18 protein-coding genes and 2 pseudogenes are annotated in these 23,851 nt (G+C 40.0%); 13 read left to right on the forward strand and 7 right to left on the reverse strand.

Features of this window, described 5'->3' with window-relative positions:
* The 3 genes and pseudogenes from V7L20_RS00985 to V7L20_RS00995 form a co-directional block, all read left to right on the forward strand.
* Positions 1 to 429 (forward strand): annotated as a pseudogene (locus V7L20_RS00985) (photosystem II q(b) protein); the annotation flags it as partial.
* A 247-nt stretch (positions 430 to 676) separates the two neighbouring features.
* Entirely contained in the window at positions 677 to 1,186 is a 510-nt protein-coding gene (locus V7L20_RS00990) for a hypothetical protein (protein WP_334742270.1), read from the forward strand.
* Between the two features lie 48 nt (positions 1,187 to 1,234).
* Entirely contained in the window at positions 1,235 to 2,122 is an 888-nt protein-coding gene (locus V7L20_RS00995) for a hypothetical protein (RefSeq protein WP_334742271.1), read from the forward strand.
* Between the two features lie 174 nt (positions 2,123 to 2,296).
* Here the strand turns inward: V7L20_RS00995 and V7L20_RS01000 are convergent, their stop codons facing one another.
* From V7L20_RS01000 to V7L20_RS01015, 4 genes are all read right to left on the reverse strand, one after another.
* Positions 2,297 to 3,016 carry a hypothetical protein gene (locus V7L20_RS01000; RefSeq protein WP_334742272.1) on the reverse strand — a complete coding sequence of 240 codons (720 nt, stop codon included), beginning with the start codon at positions 3,014 to 3,016 and terminating at the stop codon, positions 2,297 to 2,299.
* A gap of 434 nt (positions 3,017 to 3,450) precedes the next feature.
* A complete protein-coding gene (locus V7L20_RS01005) occupies positions 3,451 to 3,762 on the reverse strand; it encodes an RNA recognition motif domain-containing protein (RefSeq protein WP_334742273.1) in 312 nt (103 codons plus the stop codon).
* 694 nt (positions 3,763 to 4,456) lie between these two features.
* Entirely contained in the window at positions 4,457 to 5,317 is an 861-nt protein-coding gene (locus tag V7L20_RS01010; protein WP_334742274.1) for a 3'(2'),5'-bisphosphate nucleotidase CysQ family protein, read from the reverse strand.
* A gap of 201 nt (positions 5,318 to 5,518) precedes the next feature.
* Positions 5,519 to 6,460: a sugar kinase gene (locus V7L20_RS01015; RefSeq protein WP_334742275.1), complete on the reverse strand. Its 942-nt coding sequence runs from the start codon at positions 6,458 to 6,460 to the stop codon at positions 5,519 to 5,521.
* A 219-nt stretch (positions 6,461 to 6,679) separates the two neighbouring features.
* Between V7L20_RS01015 and rsmI the strand changes: the two genes are divergently transcribed.
* The 3 genes from rsmI (at position 6,680) to V7L20_RS01030 (ending at position 9,155) form a co-directional block, all read left to right on the forward strand.
* Entirely contained in the window at positions 6,680 to 7,540 is an 861-nt protein-coding gene (gene rsmI / locus V7L20_RS01020; protein ID WP_334742276.1) for a 16S rRNA (cytidine(1402)-2'-O)-methyltransferase, read from the forward strand.
* Positions 7,541 to 7,883: 343 nt separating this feature from the next.
* The gene (locus tag V7L20_RS01025) at positions 7,884 to 8,162 is read left to right on the forward strand and encodes a GlsB/YeaQ/YmgE family stress response membrane protein (protein ID WP_334742277.1); all 279 of its coding nucleotides are present in this window, start codon (positions 7,884 to 7,886) and stop codon (positions 8,160 to 8,162) included.
* Between the two features lie 57 nt (positions 8,163 to 8,219).
* The gene (locus tag V7L20_RS01030; RefSeq protein ID WP_334742278.1) at positions 8,220 to 9,155 is read left to right on the forward strand and encodes a hypothetical protein; all 936 of its coding nucleotides are present in this window, start codon (positions 8,220 to 8,222) and stop codon (positions 9,153 to 9,155) included.
* A gap of 551 nt (positions 9,156 to 9,706) precedes the next feature.
* Here V7L20_RS01030 and V7L20_RS01035 read toward each other — a convergent pair.
* Positions 9,707 to 9,904 (reverse strand): hypothetical protein, encoded by a 198-nt coding sequence (locus V7L20_RS01035; RefSeq protein ID WP_334742279.1) that lies wholly within the window; start codon positions 9,902 to 9,904, stop codon positions 9,707 to 9,709.
* A 408-nt stretch (positions 9,905 to 10,312) separates the two neighbouring features.
* Here V7L20_RS01035 and V7L20_RS01040 point away from each other — a divergent pair, with 408 nt between their 5' ends.
* Positions 10,313 to 13,957: a response regulator gene (locus V7L20_RS01040; protein WP_334742280.1), complete on the forward strand. Its 3,645-nt coding sequence runs from the start codon at positions 10,313 to 10,315 to the stop codon at positions 13,955 to 13,957.
* Between the two features lie 614 nt (positions 13,958 to 14,571).
* Here the strand turns inward: V7L20_RS01040 and V7L20_RS01045 are convergent.
* Together V7L20_RS01045 and V7L20_RS01050 are read right to left on the reverse strand one after the other, a co-directional pair.
* A pseudogene (locus V7L20_RS01045) lies at positions 14,572 to 15,225 on the reverse strand (Uma2 family endonuclease).
* Between the two features lie 271 nt (positions 15,226 to 15,496).
* A complete protein-coding gene (locus V7L20_RS01050; RefSeq protein WP_334742281.1) occupies positions 15,497 to 16,513 on the reverse strand; it encodes a ribose-phosphate pyrophosphokinase in 1,017 nt (338 codons plus the stop codon).
* 628 nt (positions 16,514 to 17,141) lie between these two features.
* Here V7L20_RS01050 and V7L20_RS01055 point away from each other — a divergent pair.
* The 6 genes from V7L20_RS01055 to bioD all read left to right on the forward strand — a co-directional run bounded on the left by V7L20_RS01055 (position 17,142) and on the right by bioD (position 23,723).
* On the forward strand, positions 17,142 to 18,116 hold the full coding sequence (locus V7L20_RS01055; RefSeq protein WP_334742282.1) for a decaprenyl-phosphate phosphoribosyltransferase: 975 nt from the start codon (positions 17,142 to 17,144) through the stop codon (positions 18,114 to 18,116).
* A gap of 174 nt (positions 18,117 to 18,290) precedes the next feature.
* Positions 18,291 to 18,875 carry a YqeG family HAD IIIA-type phosphatase gene (locus V7L20_RS01060; RefSeq protein WP_334742283.1) on the forward strand — a complete coding sequence of 195 codons (585 nt, stop codon included), beginning with the start codon at positions 18,291 to 18,293 and terminating at the stop codon, positions 18,873 to 18,875.
* Between the two features lie 52 nt (positions 18,876 to 18,927).
* The gene (locus V7L20_RS01065) at positions 18,928 to 19,263 is read left to right on the forward strand and encodes an SMR family transporter (protein ID WP_334742284.1); all 336 of its coding nucleotides are present in this window, start codon (positions 18,928 to 18,930) and stop codon (positions 19,261 to 19,263) included.
* 60 nt (positions 19,264 to 19,323) lie between these two features.
* Positions 19,324 to 20,949 (forward strand): glycosyltransferase family 39 protein, encoded by a 1,626-nt coding sequence (locus V7L20_RS01070; RefSeq protein ID WP_334742285.1) that lies wholly within the window; start codon positions 19,324 to 19,326, stop codon positions 20,947 to 20,949.
* 333 nt (positions 20,950 to 21,282) lie between these two features.
* On the forward strand, positions 21,283 to 23,043 hold the full coding sequence (locus tag V7L20_RS01075; RefSeq protein WP_334742286.1) for a protein kinase domain-containing protein: 1,761 nt from the start codon (positions 21,283 to 21,285) through the stop codon (positions 23,041 to 23,043).
* On the forward strand, positions 23,043 to 23,723 hold the full coding sequence (gene bioD / locus V7L20_RS01080) for a dethiobiotin synthase (protein ID WP_334742287.1): 681 nt from the start codon (positions 23,043 to 23,045) through the stop codon (positions 23,721 to 23,723). The genes V7L20_RS01075 and bioD overlap by 1 nt, the downstream gene beginning before the upstream one ends.
* Positions 23,724 to 23,851 lie beyond the last annotated feature (128 nt).

Raw genomic sequence — 23,851 nt, forward strand, 5'->3', positions numbered from 1 at the left:
GTAACTTCTTCACTAGTTCGTGAAACCACCGAAACCGAGTCTCAAAACTACGGTTACAAATTCGGTCAAGAAGAAGAAACCTACAACATCGTTGCCGCACATGGCTACTTCGGGAGGTTAATCTTCCAATACGCTTCTTTCAACAACAGCCGTTCACTGCATTTCTTCTTAGCAGCATGGCCTGTAGTCGGTATCTGGTTCACTGCCTTGGGTGTAAGCACAATGGCGTTCAACTTGAACGGTTTCAACTTCAACCAATCAATCATTGATTCAAGTGGTCGCGTCATCAGCACTTGGGCTGATGTAATCAACCGGGCTAACTTGGGTATGGAAGTAATGCACGAGCGTAATGCTCACAACTTCCCCTTAGATTTGGCCGCAGGTGATGTTGCTCCTGTTGCAATGAGCGCTCCTCTTATCAACGGTTAATTCTAATCTGAGATACAATCTTCACGATTATCTATAAGTAAAAGACGCTCTCCCGAAAGGGGGGGCGTTTTTGCATTGGGTTAATTGGTACGTTTTTTTGAACTGCAAAATGATTCGTGTTGCATCAAAACTAGACCGCTATAGTTCAAAACTTAGGCAATAATTATCAAAAAGTAAATTTTACGGGTAATAATTGCTAGCAGCGCAGATAATTGCCTCAAAGCTCAAGTATAAGGAGAAGCCAGGAATGATTTTACACCGTGGGCGTAGGGTAATAGCTGCTTTGTTGCTGTCAGTGGTACTACTGACAACAGCCTGTACACCCAAAACACCTGGACGTTTTGACCAGGCGCAAAAAGAAAGCACTCAACAAAGAAGCGGTCAATCGGTGTCTAAGACCGCAACTCAGGGTAGCGAATTTAATAAACTTTTCCCTGATGCAGGCGATGGCTACCAGCGCGTCTATACTCAAGAGAAAAAAGGCTTTGCGGAAGCGAAGTTGAAAAAAGGCGGTAAAGATATAGCCTTGCTGTCTATTTCTGATACGACAAGCACACCTAGTGCAGTAGCAAAGTTCTCGAAAAGCACCAAAAAAATTGGCGGTTATCCCGCAGTAGAAATTGGTAAGACGCAAACTGCAATTTTGGTAGGTAAGTACCAAGTAAAAGCACTTTCCCGCGATCCGTCATTTACAGCTAGCGAGCGTGCAGATTGGCTAGAGAAGTTTAATCTTAATGGTCTGGCTAAACTGAAATGATTTGTACTACGAATATTCAGATAACAAAACCTAAATAAGGAGATTTTTGTGAGCAAATCAATTGTTGATTTAGTTGATCAATTGCCAACCGGTGGCTTGACCATTTCTATATTGAATTCTCTCGATTTTGTTGCTCCTGGCCAATGGCACAATACCGTCGGCTTTGTCAATACCATTAAGACTGTAACTGGGGAAGACGACGAAGGTTTAATTCAGCAAATTGGTGAACGAGCAATTTATCTATTTAACGATAAATCTCAAGGATACCAAACAGCCTTATGGTTATATCAAACCGTTGATGGTACAGATAAAGCACTTGGTGCAGCAGCTTTAGCTAACAAAGTTGGCGAGAAAATTCCATTATTGGGTTTTTTAAACTCTGTCACTCCTAAACCAGACAAAGCCCAAACCATTGATTTGACATTAAAATTAGTCGCTGAGTTAGTAGCCTTCTGTCAAATTAACGGCATTCCCGGAGATAGTATTAGGGATTTTGTCGCCTCTTTAGGTGAGTATAGTGGTGAATCGCTCATCCGCATGGTGGCATTAATTTGCGTTGATGGTTTGATCCCTCTGGGCCCAGACTTTATCAGCAAAGCAATATCTGGGCTTAATCAAACAAATCCACACGAGTTAGAACAAAACTCAACTTTTCAAAACATCAAAGATGTGATTCCAGGGAACAATGCTGGTAGTAAACTCAACTTTATTGGCGAAAGCTTTGACTCAGTTAAAGGTTGGATGAGTGGTATTGTCAGCGCGAATAATTTAACGCCACAAAAGGTTGTCCGCAACTTGCAAAATTTTGTAGATATTGCCGATGACAAGTTAGATTACCTCGCGGCATTCCTAGATGTAGCAACAAATTATTATGAACACACTGGCACACAAACTTTAGCACGTCGCTTGATTGAACGGGCGGTAGCTGAGATTTAGGTTGATTGAGAGTGGGGAGTAAGGGGAGCAGGGGAAGTAGGGGAGAATAACTATTAATTATTGACCAATGCTCAATACTTCGACTACGCCCTTCGGCTACGCCCCTCGGCTCCGCTCGGGCTGAACTCAGGACAAGCTCAGTGCAAATGCCCCATAGCCAATTCCCAATACCAATTAAGGTAAACGCAAATCTGCTGCGATCGCATATAAGTAAGGTTGAAAAATAGCCAGGTTTTCCAATTTATCAAACTTACCTGTTTGCGAACTTGGGTCAAAGGCAGTGGTAATTACGTAAAGTTTATTGCCATCAAAAGCAATATGACCAATATGTTGCTCTTTTACTCCACCTTTTTGCTTGAGTCCGGCGAACCCATAGCGTATTCCCTGAAGCTTACCAATGGGTACTGGTTGGGGTGGGTAGGTTAACAAAGTAATCTCTTTTCCATATTCACCCTGACGATCTTTGGCAAAAGCAGCGTAATGGTCTGCAACCCAAGCCTTGAGTGCTGCTAATACTTTGGCTTGGTATTTGGAACTTTGATAGTCCACTTGGGAACCAGGTGGAATCCCGACTGCTATGAGTTTCTTTTGAAAATCCTCGTTGTTTGCTAATGGGTAAACGTTAATCTCAACTGTACCCAAAAGTTCTCCTTTAGACGACACACACAATAAAGGCGCATTTCCCTTACAAGGAACAACTTGCCAGTTCGTTGGAGCAGCAGTATTTCCCAGGATTTTCTGCCAGATATTTCCTTCATTAGGGTTAGGAAGTTCCGCAACGGCAGGGAATTTTACTACTTTGGGTGCAGAAAATTGAGGGAGAATAAATTTTGCTCCCACTGGTATTAACATCAGCAAAATAAGACCTAATAATAAATGATAAAGTCGTAACATCTTCTTGAAAATCCAGAGCCAAGGATTGCAGACTAACGATATCTACAATACTTTATGGATATATAAGAAGATACATTTATATTGCTGCAAGTTCCGCAAATGAAACTCAACAAACTATCGCTCTTTATTACTCTGAAAAAATAAAATATTTGTAAGTTGTAGGTTGGGTTTCAATAATGTTCGTTAAGCCTAAAAAATAACTTCAATGTAGGTTGGGTAGCAATACGGTTCGGTTAAGGTTATTGGTTAGGTATTGTGGTGTGTAGAGACGTTAACTCAACCTAACCTTAGATTTATAAAAACTAATTACAACAAAGGGTTCTAAATCTTTATCTGGCGAGAGTCATATAGTATAGCTATAAAATATTCCAGCAGAGTGCAGCCTTTGGCTTTATCTGCTGGAGATTCTAAATGTGAAATTTTTAGGAATCGACTTAGTAGCGATTATTGTTGCGGCGGGGATTAGCGCCACCCCAGTTACCACGAGAGGAGTTGCTTCTTTCCTCACGAGGTTTAGCTTTATTCACTTTCAAATCACGTCCCATCCACTCAGCACCATCAAGTGCATCAATGGCAGCTTGTTCTTGTGTGTCTGATTCCATTTCCACAAAAGCGAACCCACGCGGCCGGCCTGTTTCCCGATCTGTGGGGAGTTGAACACGATTTACTTTTCCGTATTCTGCAAAAGCCTGCTTTAGGTCATCTTCTGTAACCTGATAGGACAGGTTTCCGACGTAAATTGACATAGAAATCTCCGAATTCAGGGAGTGTAGATAGTTAAATTCGGAGAGACACTTTTTAGAAATCAAAACGAGTTACTCAACCGAAAATAATCTTTATATCCATGAGTCTAGCACAGCCTTCAGCCTTTGAATCTCGTCTTATTGTGAATTTTATTCACAAATCAAACCTTAAGGGTAGGTTTGTAAACTTTTCAAAGACTGGCTTTTTTTGCTTGCACTATAAAAGTTACACTTTTAACAGTAAATCGGAATCAAGTAGTACAGTACGGCGTAAATAGAGATACCATTCACAATCAGGGAAGAGTTAATAATGTAAGCTTTTTGACTTTAGACTTTTTGACTACTTCGACTACGCCCAACTCTTGGAAAGGCTGTGCCCCAAGCGTAGCTATGCCGCAGGCTTTACGACTACCAAGAGGACAAGCGAGCGTACAAGTGCGCTCAGGATCAAGGTTGAGCGACTTGTGCGGAGCGACTTGTACTGAGCGTAGTTGAAGTAAGCCGAGGTAAGCCGAAGCCTTGACTTATAAATGCGTGACTTCCACGTTGCGGTACTAGTGATCGCCCTGGTATTTAGTGTTTTGAAAACTAAACTGTGGACTAAGGGGTAAGATTATTATCGGTAGTCAGGCTAATCATAACATGGCTAACTTTACTTAAAAGCAAATTTAAAAATATTCATCTTCAAATACCCCATTTAGCTATGCTCGAACTTTGCTAAAATCCTTTCTGCTTCTTTACACAGCATCTCGTGATATTCACCGTTACTAGCTAGCAAACCTCCCCATTGATTGATATCACCAGTGTTATACTGCAACGGAGTGCCGTCAAAGTGGGTAAATTTACCGCCAGCTTCTGTTAAAATCAGTTCTGGTGCTGCCATATCCCAATCTTTGGGCGCAGACTTGCCGGAAAGGGAAATGTAAATATCTGCCTGCTGCTCGACTATGGTGGCAATTTTACAACCTACACTACCCACAGCTTTCTGACTTTGACAGGGTAAGTTTTGTATTAAATAATCTAAGCGTTGGTTGCGGTGAGAGCGACTAACGACTAAGGTTAAATCTTCAATTCGTTTGCCTGACGACACTTGTAAAGGAACAGAACCATCACGAGTTTCTACAAATGTACCGCCGCCTTTGGTAGCATAATATAACTTTTTAGCCTCTGGTACTGCCACTACTGCCAAAACTGGGCGTGTTTCCTTGACTAAAGCAATATGAACTGCATAGTCTCCAGTTTTTTCGATAAAGTCTCGTGTGCCATCTAAAGGATCAATTATCCATACCCAAGGGGTGGAAGGCTGTGCTACACCACTTGGAGATTGATAGGTTTCTTCGCTGATATAAGCAAAATCTTCATTACCCAAAGTTGCTTGTAGTCTCTGCAAAATGTATTGACTCACAGCTACATCGGCAACAGTAACAGGCTCATTTTGTTTATATTGTACTTCTAAGTTAGGGTCTTTTGCAGTCCCGTGATAATACGATCGCAGTATCTCTGCTGCACCCCAACCTATCTCACGAGCGATCGCTAATATTTCTTGTAAGTCTTTCATTAATTTGACCTGAATTAAAAATATGTATAACGTGATTCGGGAGGTACAGCAATACTTAATTTAACTAATTACTAATTTTTAATTCGTAATTCAAGTCTTAAATTACGAATTACGTAAAGCCTGCGGCATAGCTTTGCTTAGAGCGTAGCGGGGCGTAGCCCATTACGTAGCTTGCTTCTCGCCGGAGGCGAGTATTACGAATTATTTTAAATTCATCCAGCGCCGAGTGCCAAAAAATTTACAGGAATCAGCAGCAATATTAGCTGCTAGTGTCAGTGCATCAGTAAAGCTTGCTTTTAAAATGTAATGACAAAAAGCACCGTGGAAAATATCTCCTGCCCCTAAGGTATCAACCGCTTGAATCTGCGGTACATCTACGATACCAGTTTTAGTGTCACTTAAGTATTCAATTGGTTTTTGTCCGTGGGTAATAACGATGTGAGGAATATCAAATCCGCCAAGATAAGTAAAAACGTCTTCTCCAGTCTGGCAGTTAGGGGGATAAAAATTAGCCGAACAGATGGCGTAATTTACAAAAGGTAGAATTTGCTCAAATCCAGGCTTCCAACTCCCACCATCAATTACTACTGGGATATTGTTGACTTTAGCTATTTGGGCTATGGAATAACTAACCGCCATTTGATGTCCATCAATCAGTACTATATCGACATTTTGCAAAATATCTGGCGGGATAGATGCGCTGTTGGCTTGAGTTTTGACAGCATTGATAGAAACTACAGCTCGTTCACCCGTGGCTTGGGTGACAATGATTGAGGAGACAGGCGGTGCTAAATCAGTGGTAGGCTCAAGGTCTGCGATCGCAACTTTGTAATTTGCCAAATCGCCCCGAATTAGCTGCGTCATTGGGTGAGAACCCACTACACCCAAAACTGTAGACTGATTTCCTAAATGGCTGAAAGTCACAGCTGCATTTGTAGCTGGCCCCCCTGCTGCCACAGTATAGTCAGTAGCAACAATCTTCTGATTATTCTTAGGAGCAGAGTTAGCAAGGTAAATCAAATCTAAAGTTACTAAACCTACAAATAACCCACGATCCGATTTTGGACTTCGGCTAGGCTCAGTCGAGCGATTTTGGACTTCGGCTACACTCAGTTGAGCGATTTTGGATTTTAGATTATCCATTTGTCATATATTTTCGTATAGGTGCATAAATTATTATTTTTAACTCCTGTACAGACGCGATTAATGAGCCAGCGCGTTGTGGGGGTTCCCACGCCACTTGCTCCACTTGGGGAAACCCCTTGGTTGGCGCTAGCCTCTCCCTTTGGGAGAAGACCGCAGTGGCTCCCCGTTGTAGCGACTGGCGTCGCGTCTCTAACTCCTAACTCCTAACTCTTACTCATGCAAACCGATCCAAAACCAAGAACACTTTACGTTGTCGGCACACCAATTGGCAATTTGGAAGATATAACCTTTCGGGCGGTGAGAATTTTACAAACTGTAGATATCATTGCTGCAGAAGATACCCGTCACACAGGGAAACTATTACAGCATTTTCAAGTTAAAACTCCCCAGATGAGTTACCACGAACACAATCGTACCAGCCGCATCCCAGAATTATTAGAGCATTTAGTTAACAATAAAGCGATTGCTCTGGTAAGCGATGCTGGAATGCCAGGAATTTCCGATCCTGGATATGAACTGGTAAAAGCCTGCATTGAGGCGGGAATTGCAGTAGTTCCCATTCCTGGTGCTAGTGCAGCAATTACGGCATTGAGTGCAGCTGGATTACCAACGGATCGGTTTGTCTTTGAAGGCTTTCTTCCTGCTAAAAGTCAACAGAGACAAGAACATTTAGAATCTCTGCAAACAGAATCTCGCACATTGATTTTCTACGAATCGCCCCACCGTTTGCGAGATACTTTACAAGACTTAGCAGAGGTTTGGGAAAGTGATCGCCAAATTGTGTTAGGGCGGGAGTTAACTAAATTGTATGAAGAATTTTGGCGGGGGACAATTGCCGAGGCGATCGCTCACTATAACCAACGAGAACCCCAAGGTGAATATACATTAGTAGTGGCAGGAATTCCACCTAACCAGCCCCAACTGACAGAAGAAGAATTGAAAGCCGAATTGAAACAGTTAATTAGTCAGGGGATATCGCGATCACAAGCTAGCCGTCAGTTAGCAAAATTTACTTCCCTTCCCCGTCGCCAACTTTATCAACTAGCTCTTTCTATAGTCCTCACTCCTGAGTTGTGAGCAACTAGTATCGCAAGGCAGAAGTCAACCTTTACAGGGAATTTAAAAGTTAACACTGAGCGGACTTCTACTGAGCATAGTCGAAGTAGTCGAAGTGTCAAAAGTCAAAAGTCAAAATAATTATATTCTAAGCTCTTGCGCTATTTATAATAGTATGTTTACTTCCGTGCTTACTGTACTGGTACTAAATTTATATATTCATCCTCAAAGACAAAGAAGTGAATATTCAAATGATATCTAAAGATTTTTGATATTAGTTCTCTAGATAGATCAGGAATTTTGAAGGAAAACTTTAATATGAAATAGTCGAAATAAATAAGATTCTTAACAAAGGAGAAATTCAATGGGTAATATTATTGCTTGGCTGGTTTTGGGTTTAGTTGCGGGTGCGTTAGCTAAGTTATTTTATCCAGGAACCCAAGGTGGCGGTATTGTCTCCACTATAGTATTAGGAATACTTGGAGCAGTAGTTGGGGGTTATTTGGGTCAAGTATTACTAGGAAGTGGTTCGGCAGCAGCTGCATCTGCTGGAGCTTTCTCCTTTGGAAGCATTTTATTTGCTGTTCTTGGAGCTATGCTACTAATTTTCCTTTGGGGTTTACTGACTCGACGAGCTGTGTAGTTACTCATATCACCTAACACTCTTGGGAATTGCTTAAAGCTGCAATAAACCGATAAAATGACATTACAAAAAGAGCGAACAACTATAGGAGTTTTCGCTAAGTGTTCCGATATACAATTAGTAGTTAAAGAACTAAAAACTTCTAATTTTCCTATGCACAAAATTTCTATAATTGCACGGAATGTAGAAGAAAAAAGTGATATTGCTAGTGTTGAAGTTAACGATCGCACTGGCAATACTACATCCTTAGAAGGTGCTGAAACCTTTATAAACGCAAAGGGTATTTTAGGGAGTATTACTGGCTTATTAGTCAATTTAGTCTTCTGGGTAATTCCTGGTATAGGACGAATCATTATAGCCGGGGCAGAAGCAACTGCGATCGCTGCTACTTTAAGAGGTAGTGCGATTAGTGCAACCGCAGGTGATTTGCATAGTGTCCTATTAGGTTTAGGAATTCCTAAACAGCAAGGACAGGGTTACGGTAATCTAATTTGCAAAGGTTACTATTTAATGATAGTCACCGGTATAGATGTAGAGATTCGTCTTGCTAAAAGGATTTTTAATCGCCGCGATCTTCAAGAATGGAGCATTTATGAGCCATACTTGACCCCAAATAGCCGCTATAAAAATGCAGTTGGTGTTTTTTCTACACGCCAAGACACAGAAAAAGCACTCATTGAACTAAAAATCGCTGGCTTTCCTATGGCTCAAGTTTCAGTGATCGCTAAAGATACAAACACACTCAATGGTATTACCGAGGTAGATATCAGCAGTTCCAAAGATAACTATACTACTTTAGGAGTTTCTGAAGAACTAGCCAGATATTATGAATATCAAGTTAGCCTTGGTAATTACTTATTAATCCTAAATAGTACTGATATTTACATGGCAGGTGCAAGAGCTATTTTAGAAAATCACAAAATTGAAAAATTTTGTATCTATAGCCCATCTGTAGTTAATCCGAGTATAAGCGATCGCTCGCCAGGTTCTTAGTTAATATGTTTAGCTTAATATCTGAATCTGAATTGTTCTCAAATAAGGATTTTATGATGATAGCATTACCTAAAGATCAAATCCAATCTTAAGAGATTTTACACTATACCTGAATTCTACATATTCCCGATACTTTTTAGGAATATATACTGTTTTTACTAGAAATAACATAATCATTTATATCTAAGTATAAGTTACCTTGTTATATTTTAAGCTTTCACAAAAATCCAAAATAAATACTGTTTTAAATAACTAAAATTAATTAGTTAGACCTATATTAAAAATAAGATAAAATTTTAAGTTCAATTTATCTAAGTAGTTAGGGTTAAACTAATGTTAGCTTAAATTTTATATATAATTTGACTATTATAAAATACTACTGCTTTCTGCGAACCATAGTGAATTATTAATTACAGATTTTAGGTAAATTATAATAGTTTTTATCATTTATAAAAGCTGTTTAAGCATTATAAAAAATAATCTAACGATTGTTAAATTATTTAATATTATCTAATCATTTTTTTACTAAAAAGAGCATTTGATACTGAAACTTAAGCTGCAAGAGGTTCGTCTTGGAGTAAAATAATATCTGTTTCAAATAGTAAAATTAAAGTTTCATAACCAATCCTACCCATTTCTGGCTCTGAACCTATTTCCATTTCTATAAGGTATGACCAGTATCCAGAGTTAGGAGAGTATTGTATTATGGTTCCCAATCCACCGATAAATTCTACTTTTGTCCTTTGCAAAATTTTGGTCTTGTTGGGTGAACTACTGCGTTCATAAAAACCACCATTCTTTAGCGAAACTATATTATTGAATTTATAATCTATCTAATCATAATTTAATTAACTATCACCAGATTAAATTCAAAAAATTGGTGGCTACTTCTTCTGAAATAAGTTATACTATTTCCATATATAAGTTGTGTATAAATAGAGAAATGTCAAAATGTATATAATTCCAGTATATTTTTATAAAAAATTGAATTTATAAAAATAAACATTTTCTCTAAGAATATTAAAAGGAAATTCCTAATATTAAGGGTGCAAAAATTAGACATATACAATATAAAGTAAATATTTAAAAAATGTATAGCTAAAACATAATTTGAATAGTGCAATAAATAGAAATCATTAGAATATCTGCCTGGAAGAATGTTGAAAAGTTTGAAGATTGGAACCAAAATTGGAATTAGTTTTGCTCTGAGTTTGGCAACTCTGACCACTATTGGTCTAATCTCCTACCAAAGTACCAATGAGCTAATTGAAACTTCGCGCCAAGAAAGCCATACTTACCAGGTGTTAAGTCAGCTTGAAGACCTCAACTTGCAAGTGACAAATGCTGAAACTGGGCAACGTGGTTACCTTATTACTGGAGAACAGCGCTATTTAGAACCTTATAACACTGCCATTCAAGTACTGAATCAAAAAGTTAACGAACTTCAGAGGTTAACAGCAGATAACCCCAACCAACAGAGTCGGCTTGATATTTTACAGTCACTAATCGATCAAAAGCTGGCTGAACTGAAACAAACCATTGACTTGCGTCAGAACCAAAGTTTTGAAGCTGCCCAGAAGGTGGTTTTGACAGACCGAGGCAAGCAACTGATGGCTGAGATTAGCAAAGTTATCCAGGCGATGAAAACTGAGGAGAATACGCTACTGAAACAGCGCTCTGAAAAGGCACAAGCTGCTGCTCAAAAAACGATCGCCAGCATTGTATATACTATTCCCTTATTTTCTTTAATCTTAGCTTTAATCGGATTTATCCTAACTAGACATATCTCAGCACCGCTAAAGCAAGTTTCTGATTTGGCAGAAAAAATGGCGGATGGGGATTTATTGGTGAGTTTACCAGATAGTGATCGCCACGATGAAATTGGTGTCTTGACACGCACCTTCAACCAGATGATCGTTAATCTGCGAAACACAAATAAAAAAAATGACGAGCAAAACTGGCTAAAGTCTAACTTAGCTGAATTTACCCAGATGCTCCAAGGGCATCGAAATTTAGAAACTGCGTCTGGCCTGATATTGTCCAATTTAGCACCAATGGTTGGGGCATCCCAGGGCGTTTTTTATTTCATGGACTCAATAGACAACGAGCCTGTACTGAAACTACTGAGTAGTTATGCTTACAAAGAGCGAAAAAATCTAGCAAACCAGTTTCGTTTGGGTGAAGGATTAGTGGGACAATGTGCCTTAGAAAAACAAAGAATTCTGTTAACAGAAGTTCCTAGTGACTATATCCGCATCAGTTCTGGCTTGGGAGAAGCTCCACCGTTAAATATTATTGTTTTGCCTATACTGTTTGAGACGCAGGTGAGTGCTGTAATTGAACTTGCCTCTTTTGGGCCTTTCAGCCATCTGCATCTGACATTTTTAGAGCAATTGAGTGAAATTCTGGGTGTATTTTTAAATAACATCGCCTCACAATTGCAAACCCAGCAACTACTTGAACAGTCTGTTGCTTTAACAGAAGAACTGCAAAACCAGCAAGAAGAACTACAGCAGAGCAATCAACGCCTAGAAGAACAGGCGCAGCAATTGGAAGAATCGCAATTTCAGGTCAAGCAGTCTAACGAAGAATTGCAGCAACTAAATGAGGAGCTAGAAGAAAAGGCAGAATTGTTAGAAGTCCAAAATCGGGAAGTTGCCCACAAGAACCAGGAAGTTGAAAAGGCGAGGCAGTCTTTTGAAGAAAAAGCTGAACAACTGGCTTTGTCTTCCAAATATAAGTCAGAATTTTTAGCGAATATGTCCCACGAATTAAGGACACCGCTAAATAGCCTGTTAATTTTAGCAAGGCTGCTAGCAGATAACTCCCTTAACAACTTAACCGACAAACAGGTAGAGTACAGCCGGACTATCTACTCGGCTGGGACTGATTTGCTGGAATTGATCAATGACATTCTAGATTTGGCAAAAATTGAGTCGGGTACTATGTCGCTTGATATTGAGCAAATTGCTCTTGTAGATTTGGAGACATATTTAGAGCAGACTTTCCAGCAAGTTGCCCACAATAAACAACTCAGCTTTACTATTGAACGAGATGAAAAGTTACCACCAACAATTTATAACGACTCCAAACGTCTGCAACAAGTGCTAAAAAATCTCCTAGCTAACGCCTTTAAGTTTACCGAACAAGGAGGTGTGAAGTTACAAATTGCCATAGCAACTAAGGCAGGCGAAGCTGATAATCCCATGATTGCTTTTGCAGTTAGCGACACAGGTATAGGTATTCCAGACGAGAAGCAAAAGGTTATTTTCGAGGCATTTCAGCAGGCAGATGGCACAACCAGCCGCAAATACGGGGGAACTGGCTTGGGCTTGTCCATTAGCCGCGAACTGGCTCAACTGTTGGGCGGGAAAATTGAACTAGTCAGCCAACCAGGGCAGGGAAGCACTTTCACTTTCTACTTGCCGAGGCGACATGAAGGGAAGGATCAAAATACTCTCACTCCATCACCTTCTTTGCCAATCACCTCTATCCGCGCGGCATCGCTCATAAAAGAAGTGCCTCTAGTCGAAAACAGACCCATAACTCAAGACACCTCTCCATCGGCGAAAGTGCTTCCCACCTTTGCTAAGGATATCCCAGATGACCGGGAAATCATTCAACCGGGCGATCGCATTTTGCTAATTATCGAAGATGATGATAAATTTGCCCGCATCTTATTAGATATGGCCCGTGAGCAGGGCTTTAAAACTATTGTTGCCTTACAGAGCAAACAAGGTCTAGCACTAGCGCAACAGTTTAAGCCCGATGCAATTATGCTAGATATCCACATGCCAGAGATGGATGGGTGGACACTGCTAGATCGTCTGAAACATAAATCAGACACCAGACACATACCAGTACATATACTTTCTGTTGATGAAAGGCAGCAACGGGGATTACAACTAGGAGCAATTACTTATCTACAAAAACCCGTTTCTCCAGAAGCGCTAACTCAGGTCTTAACTGAGATTAAAGGCTTTATTGAACGTCAGGTAAAAAATCTCCTGATCGTAGAAGATGACCCCGTACAAGCCCAAAGTATTATCGAACTAATCGGTAATAGTGATGTTCAGAGTACAGCAGTGGGTACGGGGGCAGAAGCTCTCTCGATTTTGCGATCGCATCACTTTGATTGTATGGTACTCGATCTCGGACTGCCTGACATGAGTGGCTTTGCACTAATTGAGCAGATAAAGCAAGAACCCAGGCTTTTGAAACTGCCGATTATCGTTTACACCGGCAAAGAACTCAGCCGACAAGAAGAAACACAACTCAGAGGACTAGCAGAGACAATTATCATTAAAAATGTGCGATCGCCAGAGCGGTTGTTAGACGAAACTGCCCTGTTTTTGCATCGAGTGCAAGCAAATTTGCCTCAACCAAAGCGGCAAATACTAGAGCGACTACACCAAAATGACCCGGTGCTGGCTAATCGGACAATTTTAATTGTCGATGATGATCTACGAAATATTTTTGCCCTCACTAGCTTTTTAGAAAGCTATCAAATGCAAGTGCTGTTTGCCGAAAATGGCAGAGACGGTATAGAGAGGCTGCAAACTAATCCTGACATTAATATAGTTTTGATGGACATTATGATGCCGGAAATGGATGGTTACGAAACCACCCGCGCCATCCGCCAGCAACAACAGTTTCGTTCATTACCAATAATTGCCTTAACTGCTAAAGCCATGCCAGGCGATCGCGAAAAGTGCATCGAAGCTGGAGCCTCTGACTACATTACCAAGCCTGTAGATACTGAGCAGCTGCTTTCTCTACTTCGGGTTTGGTTGTATCGGTAAGGAGTTATCTTTTTTATTAGCCTTTTCTAAGAGGGCTTTTCCATACTCATCACATTCTAAAGAATCCTCAAAAACAGGAACTCCTATTTTTTCAAGATCCCTTATATATATTCCATTAATTTGATCGTCTTCAATTAAAAATTTGACAATAAAATTGTCAAATTATAAATAATATATGATCCCAATGTTTAATTTAGGTGTACCCTAAATATAATGATTTTCTATTAAACCGAACTGCGTAAGTTCATCATGAATAAGCTCATCAGTGATCCCAATTCTAGTCTTAATTTTAACTTTTTTAGGTTTCATATTTTTAACTTCTTATGAGAACGAAGAAAGCCTCGTAGGGGCACAGAGAAAGAGTTTTTTGTAAACCAGCTTGCCACCAGCCACCACTCAATCATCAATTCCTTTCTCAGTATTGGGCAGTTGCGCTACTTCACCTGACACCCTTGGATAAGTATATTATTTCGTCTTCATCATTTTCCTGATTCGTGCAACAAAGCTTTTCTATAACTTCTTCAGGAACATATAGGACTCCTATTTGATTTTTGAAAAAACTCACTACATATCTATTATTGCTTTTCGATAGTCTCATTCAACTTTTGCATAAATTATTGATGTTCAGTGGCAGCTAAACCTGTTTGTAACACAGATAACACTGTTGCCATTTCTCCTGAGAGTAAGGCAACTACCGACAACCACAACCCCGGAAACACTTGACTGCGAATAATTCCCTACTCATCTGTTGGTAGCAAAACGTACTCGTCCGCTTGCAGCTTAAACCAATCCAACTGATTATCTAATGTTCGCCAGACAACATACTCCTGTACTCCATTCCGTCTATAGATGCGTTTTTTATCATGTAAATCTATGGCTGCACTGCTTGCTGCCACTTCGATCACCAGTTCGGGTGCGCCTTGAATATAATCATCCTCACTAATCAATGCCTGTCTACCCGGAATGAATAATACCGCATCAGGCTGTGGTTCATTATCCGCATCTAAACGCACTGTAGGTTCAATTCCCATAACAACGCCAGGCATTGCCGTTTTATAATTCCACAACCACCCGATCAGGTTTCCATGTGGTTCGCCATGACTTTTAATTCTCAGTGGCGATGCCATGATATACACAACTCCTTCAACCAGTTCAGCTTTTCTTAAATGCGGCATTGCCTGATAGCGACGCTCAAATTCGTAGCGAGATAAGCGATCACCATTTTCCAGAGGTAAAACTGAAATTACTTTTTTAGGAGTTGTAACCATCCTTTCGTCCTCTTTAGCCAAATTGTCTAAACTAAATCAAAATACTCTAACTTGGCAGTGCTGCATCCATTTTACTACTGTACATAGCGATCCATTTTTGTTGGATACCATCACAATGGACTAGAAGAGGTTAGCAAGATTACAGTATTTATTTTTCAAGGTTCAGGTTCTTAAAGAAAGAGAGTAATAACTAAAAGCCCACACTACACCCGATCAAGGGGACAGTGTGGGTAATTTATATGTGGAACACCAATGACCAGTCTTTTATTGCCTAGCGGAACATACTACTGACTGAAGTATCTTCATGAATCCGCCAGATAGTTTCTCCTAAGAGATTAGCTACTGACAGCACCACTAGTTGGGGAAAGCGATTGTTTTCTGGTATGGGAATTGTATTGGTGACAATGACTTCCTCAAACAAACCACTGGATAACCGTTCCATCGCTGGTGGAGAGAACACTGCATGAGTTGCACAGGCGTATACTTGACGCGCTCCTTCTTCACGTAGTAATCGCGCTCCTTCTGCGATCGTGCCTCCAGTGTCGATCATGTCATCCACTAAAACTGCCGTTTTGCCTTTAACGTCGCCGATGACATTTAACACTTCGGCAACATTATGGGCCTGACGACGTTTGTCAATAATTGCCAGTGGGGCATCATTTAGTTTTTTCGCAAATGCTCTGGCTCGCGCTACACCGCCAACATCAGGGGAAACAACCACAAGGTCGGGCAGTTCTTTGCTTGCTAGATAATCCAGCAATACTGGCGAACCGTAAACATGGTCAAAAGGAATATCGAAATAGCCTTGAATTTGAGCCGAGTGCAAATCCATTGCTAGAACGCGGTTAGCCCCTGCTTCGGTAATCAAGTTAGCAACTAGCTTGGCAGTTATTGACTCTCTTCCTGCCGTTTTGCGATCGGCACGGGCATAGCCATAGTAGGGAATTACTGCTGTCACCTGTCGCGCAGAAGCTCGACGACAGGCATCAACCATAATCAATAATTCCATTAAATGATCGTTCACGGGTTGACAACATGGCTGAATTAAATAGACATCACAACCCCGAATCGATTCTTGGATTTGAACGTAAAGTTCTCCATCCGCAAATCTTTTGCGAATCATTGGCCCCAAGTCCATGCCCAGATAACGAGCAACTTCTTGAGACAGTTGTATATTGGCAGAGCCAGAAAACAGCCGCAGGCGATGATTATCGTTCAGTCCTTTTGCAGATGGTTGCACTTTAAAAGTTGCAGAACTGAGCACAGCAGATCCTCTATGTGCATTCATAGCAATATTATCATTAAAGATTTAATAGATTTAACCGAGAAATCGCCTAAAAAAACATCTGTGAGTTTTATTGAATCTTCCATACAAAATTTAAACATTTTTACATAAAATTATCATTGGCTAACTGGCTAATTTTTTTGTGAAGCAAACTATTGATAGCTTAACGGAGATTTAGTCCGTTCACTAGGTCTATAGCTCAAATTTTTGGTTGAGGTAAACATTGGTGTAGCAAGTTCTTCTAACTACCTCATTTATAGTTAACACTAAAGCCTTTACAACTTAAGTGATATTGAAGCTTGTTCTCATACAGTATAGCACCTGTAATTAAGTACTCAAATAGTATCTTATTATTCAATGCATTACGCATTGACAAAAACGGGCATTACATGAATTGTAAAACGATACCAGTTACACAACGTATTCACGCACAATTAAATTATTAGATAAAGATTCAATAAATTTTAAATAAAGATTTCATAAAAACATTCTTTGTGATATCAAAACATTACTCAACAAGAGTAATATACTCTAGGTAAAGATTTGTAATTATTTTTACTAAAAAAATTAATAAAATCTGGGAAAATTGTTCAATCTAAATTCTCCTGAGACATAAAAGTGGGAAATACTTATGGACTCTCGACGTAATTCAGTAGTAGAAAAATCTTTAACTAGTTCTAAGAAGTCGGGGCACTATCTAGCTGCTATGCGACCGCGACAATGGACAAAAAACCTGGTGGTGTTTGCGGCGCCCTTGTTTGCATTTAGCATCAATGTGCAATCTATACTAGGTAGCCTATTGGCATTTGTATTATTTTGTTGTGCATCAAGTGGCTTCTACTTAATCAATGATATCGCGGATGTTGAATCTGACCGTCAGCACCCTGTAAAATGTAAGCGGCCAATTGCTGCTGGATTGGTTAGCACCCGTGTTGCTAGTGTTATGGCATTGGTGCTGTTGGGTAGTGCTCTGATTTTTGGGTGGTTGCGATCGCCCCAGTTGGGTGCAGCCATAACTGCATACGCCCTGTTGCAGATTGCCTATAATCTGCGACTCAAAAAAATAGTGATTTTGGATATTGGAGCGATCGCTACCGGATTTGTCCTACGAGCCTATGCCGGTGCTGCTGCTACTGGCATTGTTTTATCTAATTGGTTTTTAATCTGCACTGCAATGCTGGCGCTATTCTTGGGTATTGAAAAGCGCAAAGCAGAACTACGGTTAGCACAAATTAAAGGTAACAAGCCTCGTTCTGTGCTCAAATATTATTCCTTGCCCCTACTGGCTCGCATGGAAAATGTCGTCACTACATGTACGGTTGTCACCTATACTCTTTGGAGTGCAGGCCCTTACTTGCATGGGGCACGTACCTCTTGGATGCTACTCACTTTGCCATTTGTTTTATATGGAATTTTTCGCTATCAACTGCTGAGTGATCCTCAAGAAATTACTAGTTACAGTAATGACACTATTGAACAGGGTGGACGCAGTGAAAGACCAGAAGAAGTTTTATTAAAAGATTTACCCATCCTATTAACTGTTCTTGGTTGGGTGATCACTTGCTTTGCGATTCTCTTGCTCAAACATCAAGGGCTGATCGAATAAATCTACGGCTTATGTGAGTTGAAGGCTGAAACAATGTAGTCTCATTCATAAGGCTAGAGTTTAAAATTTAAGCTAAGGCTGAAACCTTTGATATTGCTTGATAATTTTGAATTCACATAAGGCGTAATCTAGTAAATGAGTTAATACAAGAGTTTTCAGCAAGGGAATTTTTGGATGAAAAACTTCAAAGCTTTTTTGATGAAGTGGCGCAGATTGAGTTTTAAAGAGAAACGCCATAAACTTCCACCACATGTCCATACATTAGCTCAGATAGAAATTGACAAAATCAAAATTTGCGGCGTTAAAGGAATTATTCTCGATTTAGATAACACAATTGTTTCGGAAGATGATCGCTACTTATCTCCTTATGCAGAAGATTGGATTACACAAGCAAAGTTAGCTGGATTACAATTTTTTATCCTTTCAAATGGAAAACGTCGCTATCGTGTCAAATATTGGTCTCATCGTCTTGATATTCCAGCACTTAGTCCAGCGAAAAAACCCTTTCGCCCTGCATTTCGACAAGCAATAGCTTATATGCGCCTACCCGCAAAACATGTAATCGTCGTTGGTGATAGTTTACATACAGATTTTATTGGCTCACTACTTTGTGGATGTGGCTACATCCAGGTTGCCAGTCTACCGCACCCGCCCCGATGGTGGGAAAAACTAGCTGGCAAATGGGTACAGATACCTTATCCATCTGGAGGAGAACTTTGGGCTTTTGACAATGCTACTGGCTATGAAAGCTTCTTATAAATTGCTCTTTTACTCAAAAAAATTTACCTTATAAAGTAACTAAATTTCCCCTATGAATAACCAGATAATTTTTAGTTTACTGATTCTAATTACAGTAGGGTTAAATACACTGGCTCAAAATCTATTGAAACTAGGAGCAGGACAAAATCCGTTAAATATCTATTTACTAGGAGGGATTTGTACTTATGGACTGAGTACGATTTTTTATATAGTAGTTTTAGGAAAGTTGAATTTATCTGTTGCCTATCCAGTAGTAATAGGATTAACAATTATATTTACAATGATCACTGGTGCTGTATTTTTGCGAGAAAAAATCTTAGTTTTGCAATGGTTAGGAGCGGGTTTGATGTTGAGCGGAATCGGGGCAATTGCTTTAGGTAAGCAGTAAGACTATGCTTAACTGATTACATTGATTTGAAGCAGTTACTTAATTTTTGGTTTTGAAAGTTTGATTGAAATAAAGTGTGCAGCAGTGATTGCTGGAGTTTCATCAAGAGGAAATAAAATTATGATTAAAGTTTTAAACCAGAAATGGTCGAAATATTATCTATTTGTTTTAATAGTGATTATTTTGAGTGTTTTCCTGCGCTTTTTTCTGTTGTCAAAACAGAGTCTTTGGTTTGACGAGGGTTTGACCTTAAGTCTTACTGATGCCTCGACATTTCAAGAAAGCATTGCAAACGTCAGAACTGTAAAAAATAGTGATAGATTTCAACCACTATACTTTATAGTTCTATATTTTTGGCGTCAGATGTTTGGTGAAAGTGAATTTGCCCTTCGTTCACTCTCTGCTATTTTAGGAATTGGCTCAACTATCGCTATCTACTTTACTGCTTTGCGGATATATGGAAAAAAGCACGCTTTATGGTCTCTGGTAATCATAACATTCAGTTCTTTCTGTGTTTACTACAGCCAAGAAGCAAGAATTTATGCTTTAGCAATTTTTATTTCTTCACTTCAACTATATTTCTTCAGCGCAGCATTAGTTAAAAATGAAGATAATCGAGGTCTTTCAATATGGCTATTTAGTATCTTTACTGCCATAGGAGTTTTTACTAATATTAATTTCTGCTTTTCCACTGTAGCTTTATGTCTCTCTCATATTGCTATCTATAGAAATTTAAGGCAATGGCTACAATGGTGGATTCCTGCTGCGTTTTTATCTTTACCGCCAGTTTTATATTACCTGACTCTACCTGGAGCAACTGAGCCAGACAGCATTGAAGTTTCTCGCTTAGGATTGCCCGTAATTCAAAATATGATTTTTGTGTTATATGGAATTTTAGTGGGGACAACGTATGGGCCTTCAACTGAGCAATTGCGTGGTGATGATAAAGTACAGGTTGTGGTTCATTACTGGCCTCACATACTTTTATTAGTGATTGTCAGTACTGTACTTTTTCTGGCTTTAGTAAAAGTTTTATTTAAACATAAAAAAAATAATAGAGAGCAGCATCCTGATTACTTCTTTGCTTCTGTTTTTGTCATGGCATTTTTACTAGGATTGCTTTTAGCTATAGTCACTAAATTTAATTGGGTACCGCGTCACTCTTATTATCTTTCCTTACTACTTGCTATCCTTATTCCATCAGTTTTGAGTCAAAGGACTAGTATTAGCTCAAAGCGCTATGGAGTGTCTCAGTTTGGTCAAATAGCTGTCATATCTCTAATATTTGTGAATATTTATTCTATTTTTAACTACTACTTCAATGATCGCTATAGGAAAGATGACTACCGCTCTGCAATCCAATACATTATAAAAAATCGTTCATCTTCGACAAAATCTGTAGTTCTATTTGGTAATCTCAGATTATTTAGATACTATGGTGACCCTCTAACTGTGAATGCACAGAAATTAGGGAATCAGTTAAGGAAGAGGATTACTGATGAAAAGTTTGCAGAAAAAATTGAAAATTTAACGAATCGTGCAGATACAGTTTTGATGGTAATTAATCGTGAACATCTATTTCCCAAAGGATTGATGGAAAAACAGATGAGCGATTTGTATAACCTGGATTCTAAAGTTAATTTTTCATATTTTACAATCTATCGTTTTCATAAGAAGATAAATTGAAGTGAGAATTCGGGGCTGTTAAGTTATGGACTACGAAATAACCTAGCTCTGGTGGGGGTTTACCCATTGGGTATAGTAGAATATTGCCGCAGGTAACTGTCCGTCGCCTCTTGGACTTAAATCTTTGTAGGTGACTGAAGAAGCAGAGGAGCGGGGAACTTGGGAAAATGAAGAAGCAGGAAACCTAAAAGCAGACAAAAAAGAGGAAACTTTCTCCCCTGCTCTTTGCAGGCTGCTCGAATTCTTTTTTTGCTTCCCCTTTGCTCCCTTCCCCTTACACCCTGCCTCTTGTTGACTTGCTCCTCAGTTGCTACTATACTCAATCATTCGATCATGCAACCACCCCTTACAGTTGGCACTGTCTTGCAAAACCGTTATCGCATAATTCAAATTCTCGGACAAGGAGGATTTGGTAGAACCTATCTGGCAGAAGACCAAAGGCGCTTTAACGAACTTTGTGCGATCAAGGAATTGATTTCAACAGCAACGGAGGTTTTGGCTAGGGAAAAGGCACAAGAACTTTTTCACCGAGAAGCTGCCATTTTATATCAAATTGAACACCCGCAAGTCCCGAAATTCCGGGAAAGATTTGAGCAAGACCAACGTTTATTTTTGGTGGAGGACTACGTTGCAGGTCAAACGTACCAAGTTCTACTGGCTGAACGTCAAGCTGTGGGTCAAACCTTCACAGAGGCTGAAGTATTGCAGTTGATAAAGTTGTTGCTGCCTGTTTTAGAGCATATTCACAGTCGAGGGATTATTCACCGAGATATCTCGCCAGAAAATATTATTTTGCGAGATAGTGACGCTAAACCTGTGTTAATTGACTTTGGGGTGGTAAAAGAACTGGCAACTCGTTTACGATCGCCAGAGAGTGCAATGCCAAAAACCACTGTAGGAAAATTAGGCTACTCCCCTAGTGAACAAATGCAAACAGGGGGAGCTTATCCTAGTAGTGATTTGTATGCATTAGCAGTGAGTGCAATTGTTTTGCTGACTGGTAAACAACCAAGGGAGCTATTTGACCAAAACCAACTAACTTGGAATTGGCAACGGTGGGCAACAGTTAATCCGCGATTTGCTATAGTGTTGAATCGAATGTTAAGTCATATACCGAGCGATCGCTATCAAAGTGCTGCTAGTGTATCTCAAGCACTACAATCTTTAGAGCAAGTAAATCTTCCGCCCTTAAATACGTCTAACTTGCAAACAATCGCTGTTGGTCGCCGCCCTGACTCAGTACCAGCAGCAGCTTCGCCCAAGAAACAACCCAATCCTGTGATTCCACCAAGTTCGGCTAGCTCAGTCTTGGATAATCCCTTAGCGATCGCAGCAATTAGCATTGCTGTAGTAATCGTAGCGGGATTTGGTTCTTGGGCATTGGTAAGTTCCATCCGCAGTCAGTCAAAACCATCACCAACACAGACGCTTCCACAAAATTTCCCTTCACCAGTTATTTCTGGTGGTACTACATTCACATCCACACCCACCCCCGAACAACCGATTATATCTAGTAGGCGGCTTAATCTTAAAGCATCTAACCCAACCACGGTAACAGATATTCTTAAAACAAATCAAATTATCCGATATACTTTTTTTGGGAATAAAGGTGACAATTTAACTACGTTTATTGACCCAGGAAGCAGTGTTTTGTTAACAGTCTTCAGTCCCAATCAACAACCAATTGATCGGGATGTTCAACAAGTAACATCATATAAAGGCCCATTACTGCTTACTGGTAGATATACTATTGAGTTAACACTGGTTCCAGGAGTTGCCGAAAGCAATTACAGCCTTACTGTTGGATTAGAAACAGCAGCCAAACCAACACCTACAGACATACCTATCCCAATTCCGACACAGACATCTATCCCAATTCCGACAGAAACACCCCAGCCAATTCCGACAGAGACACCCTTCCCAATTCCGACAGAGACACCTACCCCAGTTCCAACAGAGATACCCACGCCAATTTTTACACAAACACCCTTCCCAATTCCAACACAAACACCCTTTCCAATTCCGACCACTGGTGAAACGCCAAGTTTTCCGCCAGCTGATGGAACACAACCATTTTCTGGCCAAAGAAATTAATGTTAAACACACTACTGATTACTGGAACTGATACTGAAGCTGGTAAAACTGTTTTAACAACAGCGTTAGCAGCCTATTGGCAAAAATATTATCCGCAGCGTAGCTGGGGAATCATGAAACCGATTCAATCGGGGATTGGCGATCGCGAGTGGTATCAAAAGCTATTTACACTAGAACAATCTTCAGAAGAAATTACACCTTTGTACTTTCAAGCACCTTTAGCCCCTCCGATCGCAGCAGCGCGAGAAAATCGCCAAGTAGATTTAGCAGTAGTTTGGCAAGCTTTGTCTAAACTGCGATCACAACGTGATTTTGTGCTTGTAGAAGCCTTGGGTGGATTAGGTTCGCCTGTAACTGAGGAATTAACGGTAGCCGATTTAGCGGGAGAATGGCGTTTACCTACGCTATTGGTAGTACCAGTGAGATTAGGTGCGATCGCTCAAGCAGTGGCGAACGTAGCATTAGCTAGACAATCGCGCATCAATCTCAAAGGCATTGTGCTCAACTGCATACAACCTCGAACTGATGCAGAAATAGCCGACTGGACACCACCCCAATTGATTCAATCACTTACTAACATGCCTGTTTTAGGCTGCTTACCCTATTTAGATAACCTGGGTGATTTAGATAAACTTGCTCAAGTAGCATCAGATTTAGATTGGGAAATACTGACATTTTAAATTGGCATTGGGCATTGGGCATTTTGTAGCGAACACCCAAGCCCTGTTTACAACTGGTGCAATCATAGTTAAATTCTGATTCTGATTCTTCCTCATTCCCTACGATAAACTGGGAAAATAAACTTGCC

Source organism: Nostoc sp., from assembly GCF_036916735.1.
Taxonomy (GTDB): domain Bacteria; phylum Cyanobacteriota; class Cyanobacteriia; order Cyanobacteriales; family Nostocaceae; genus Nostoc.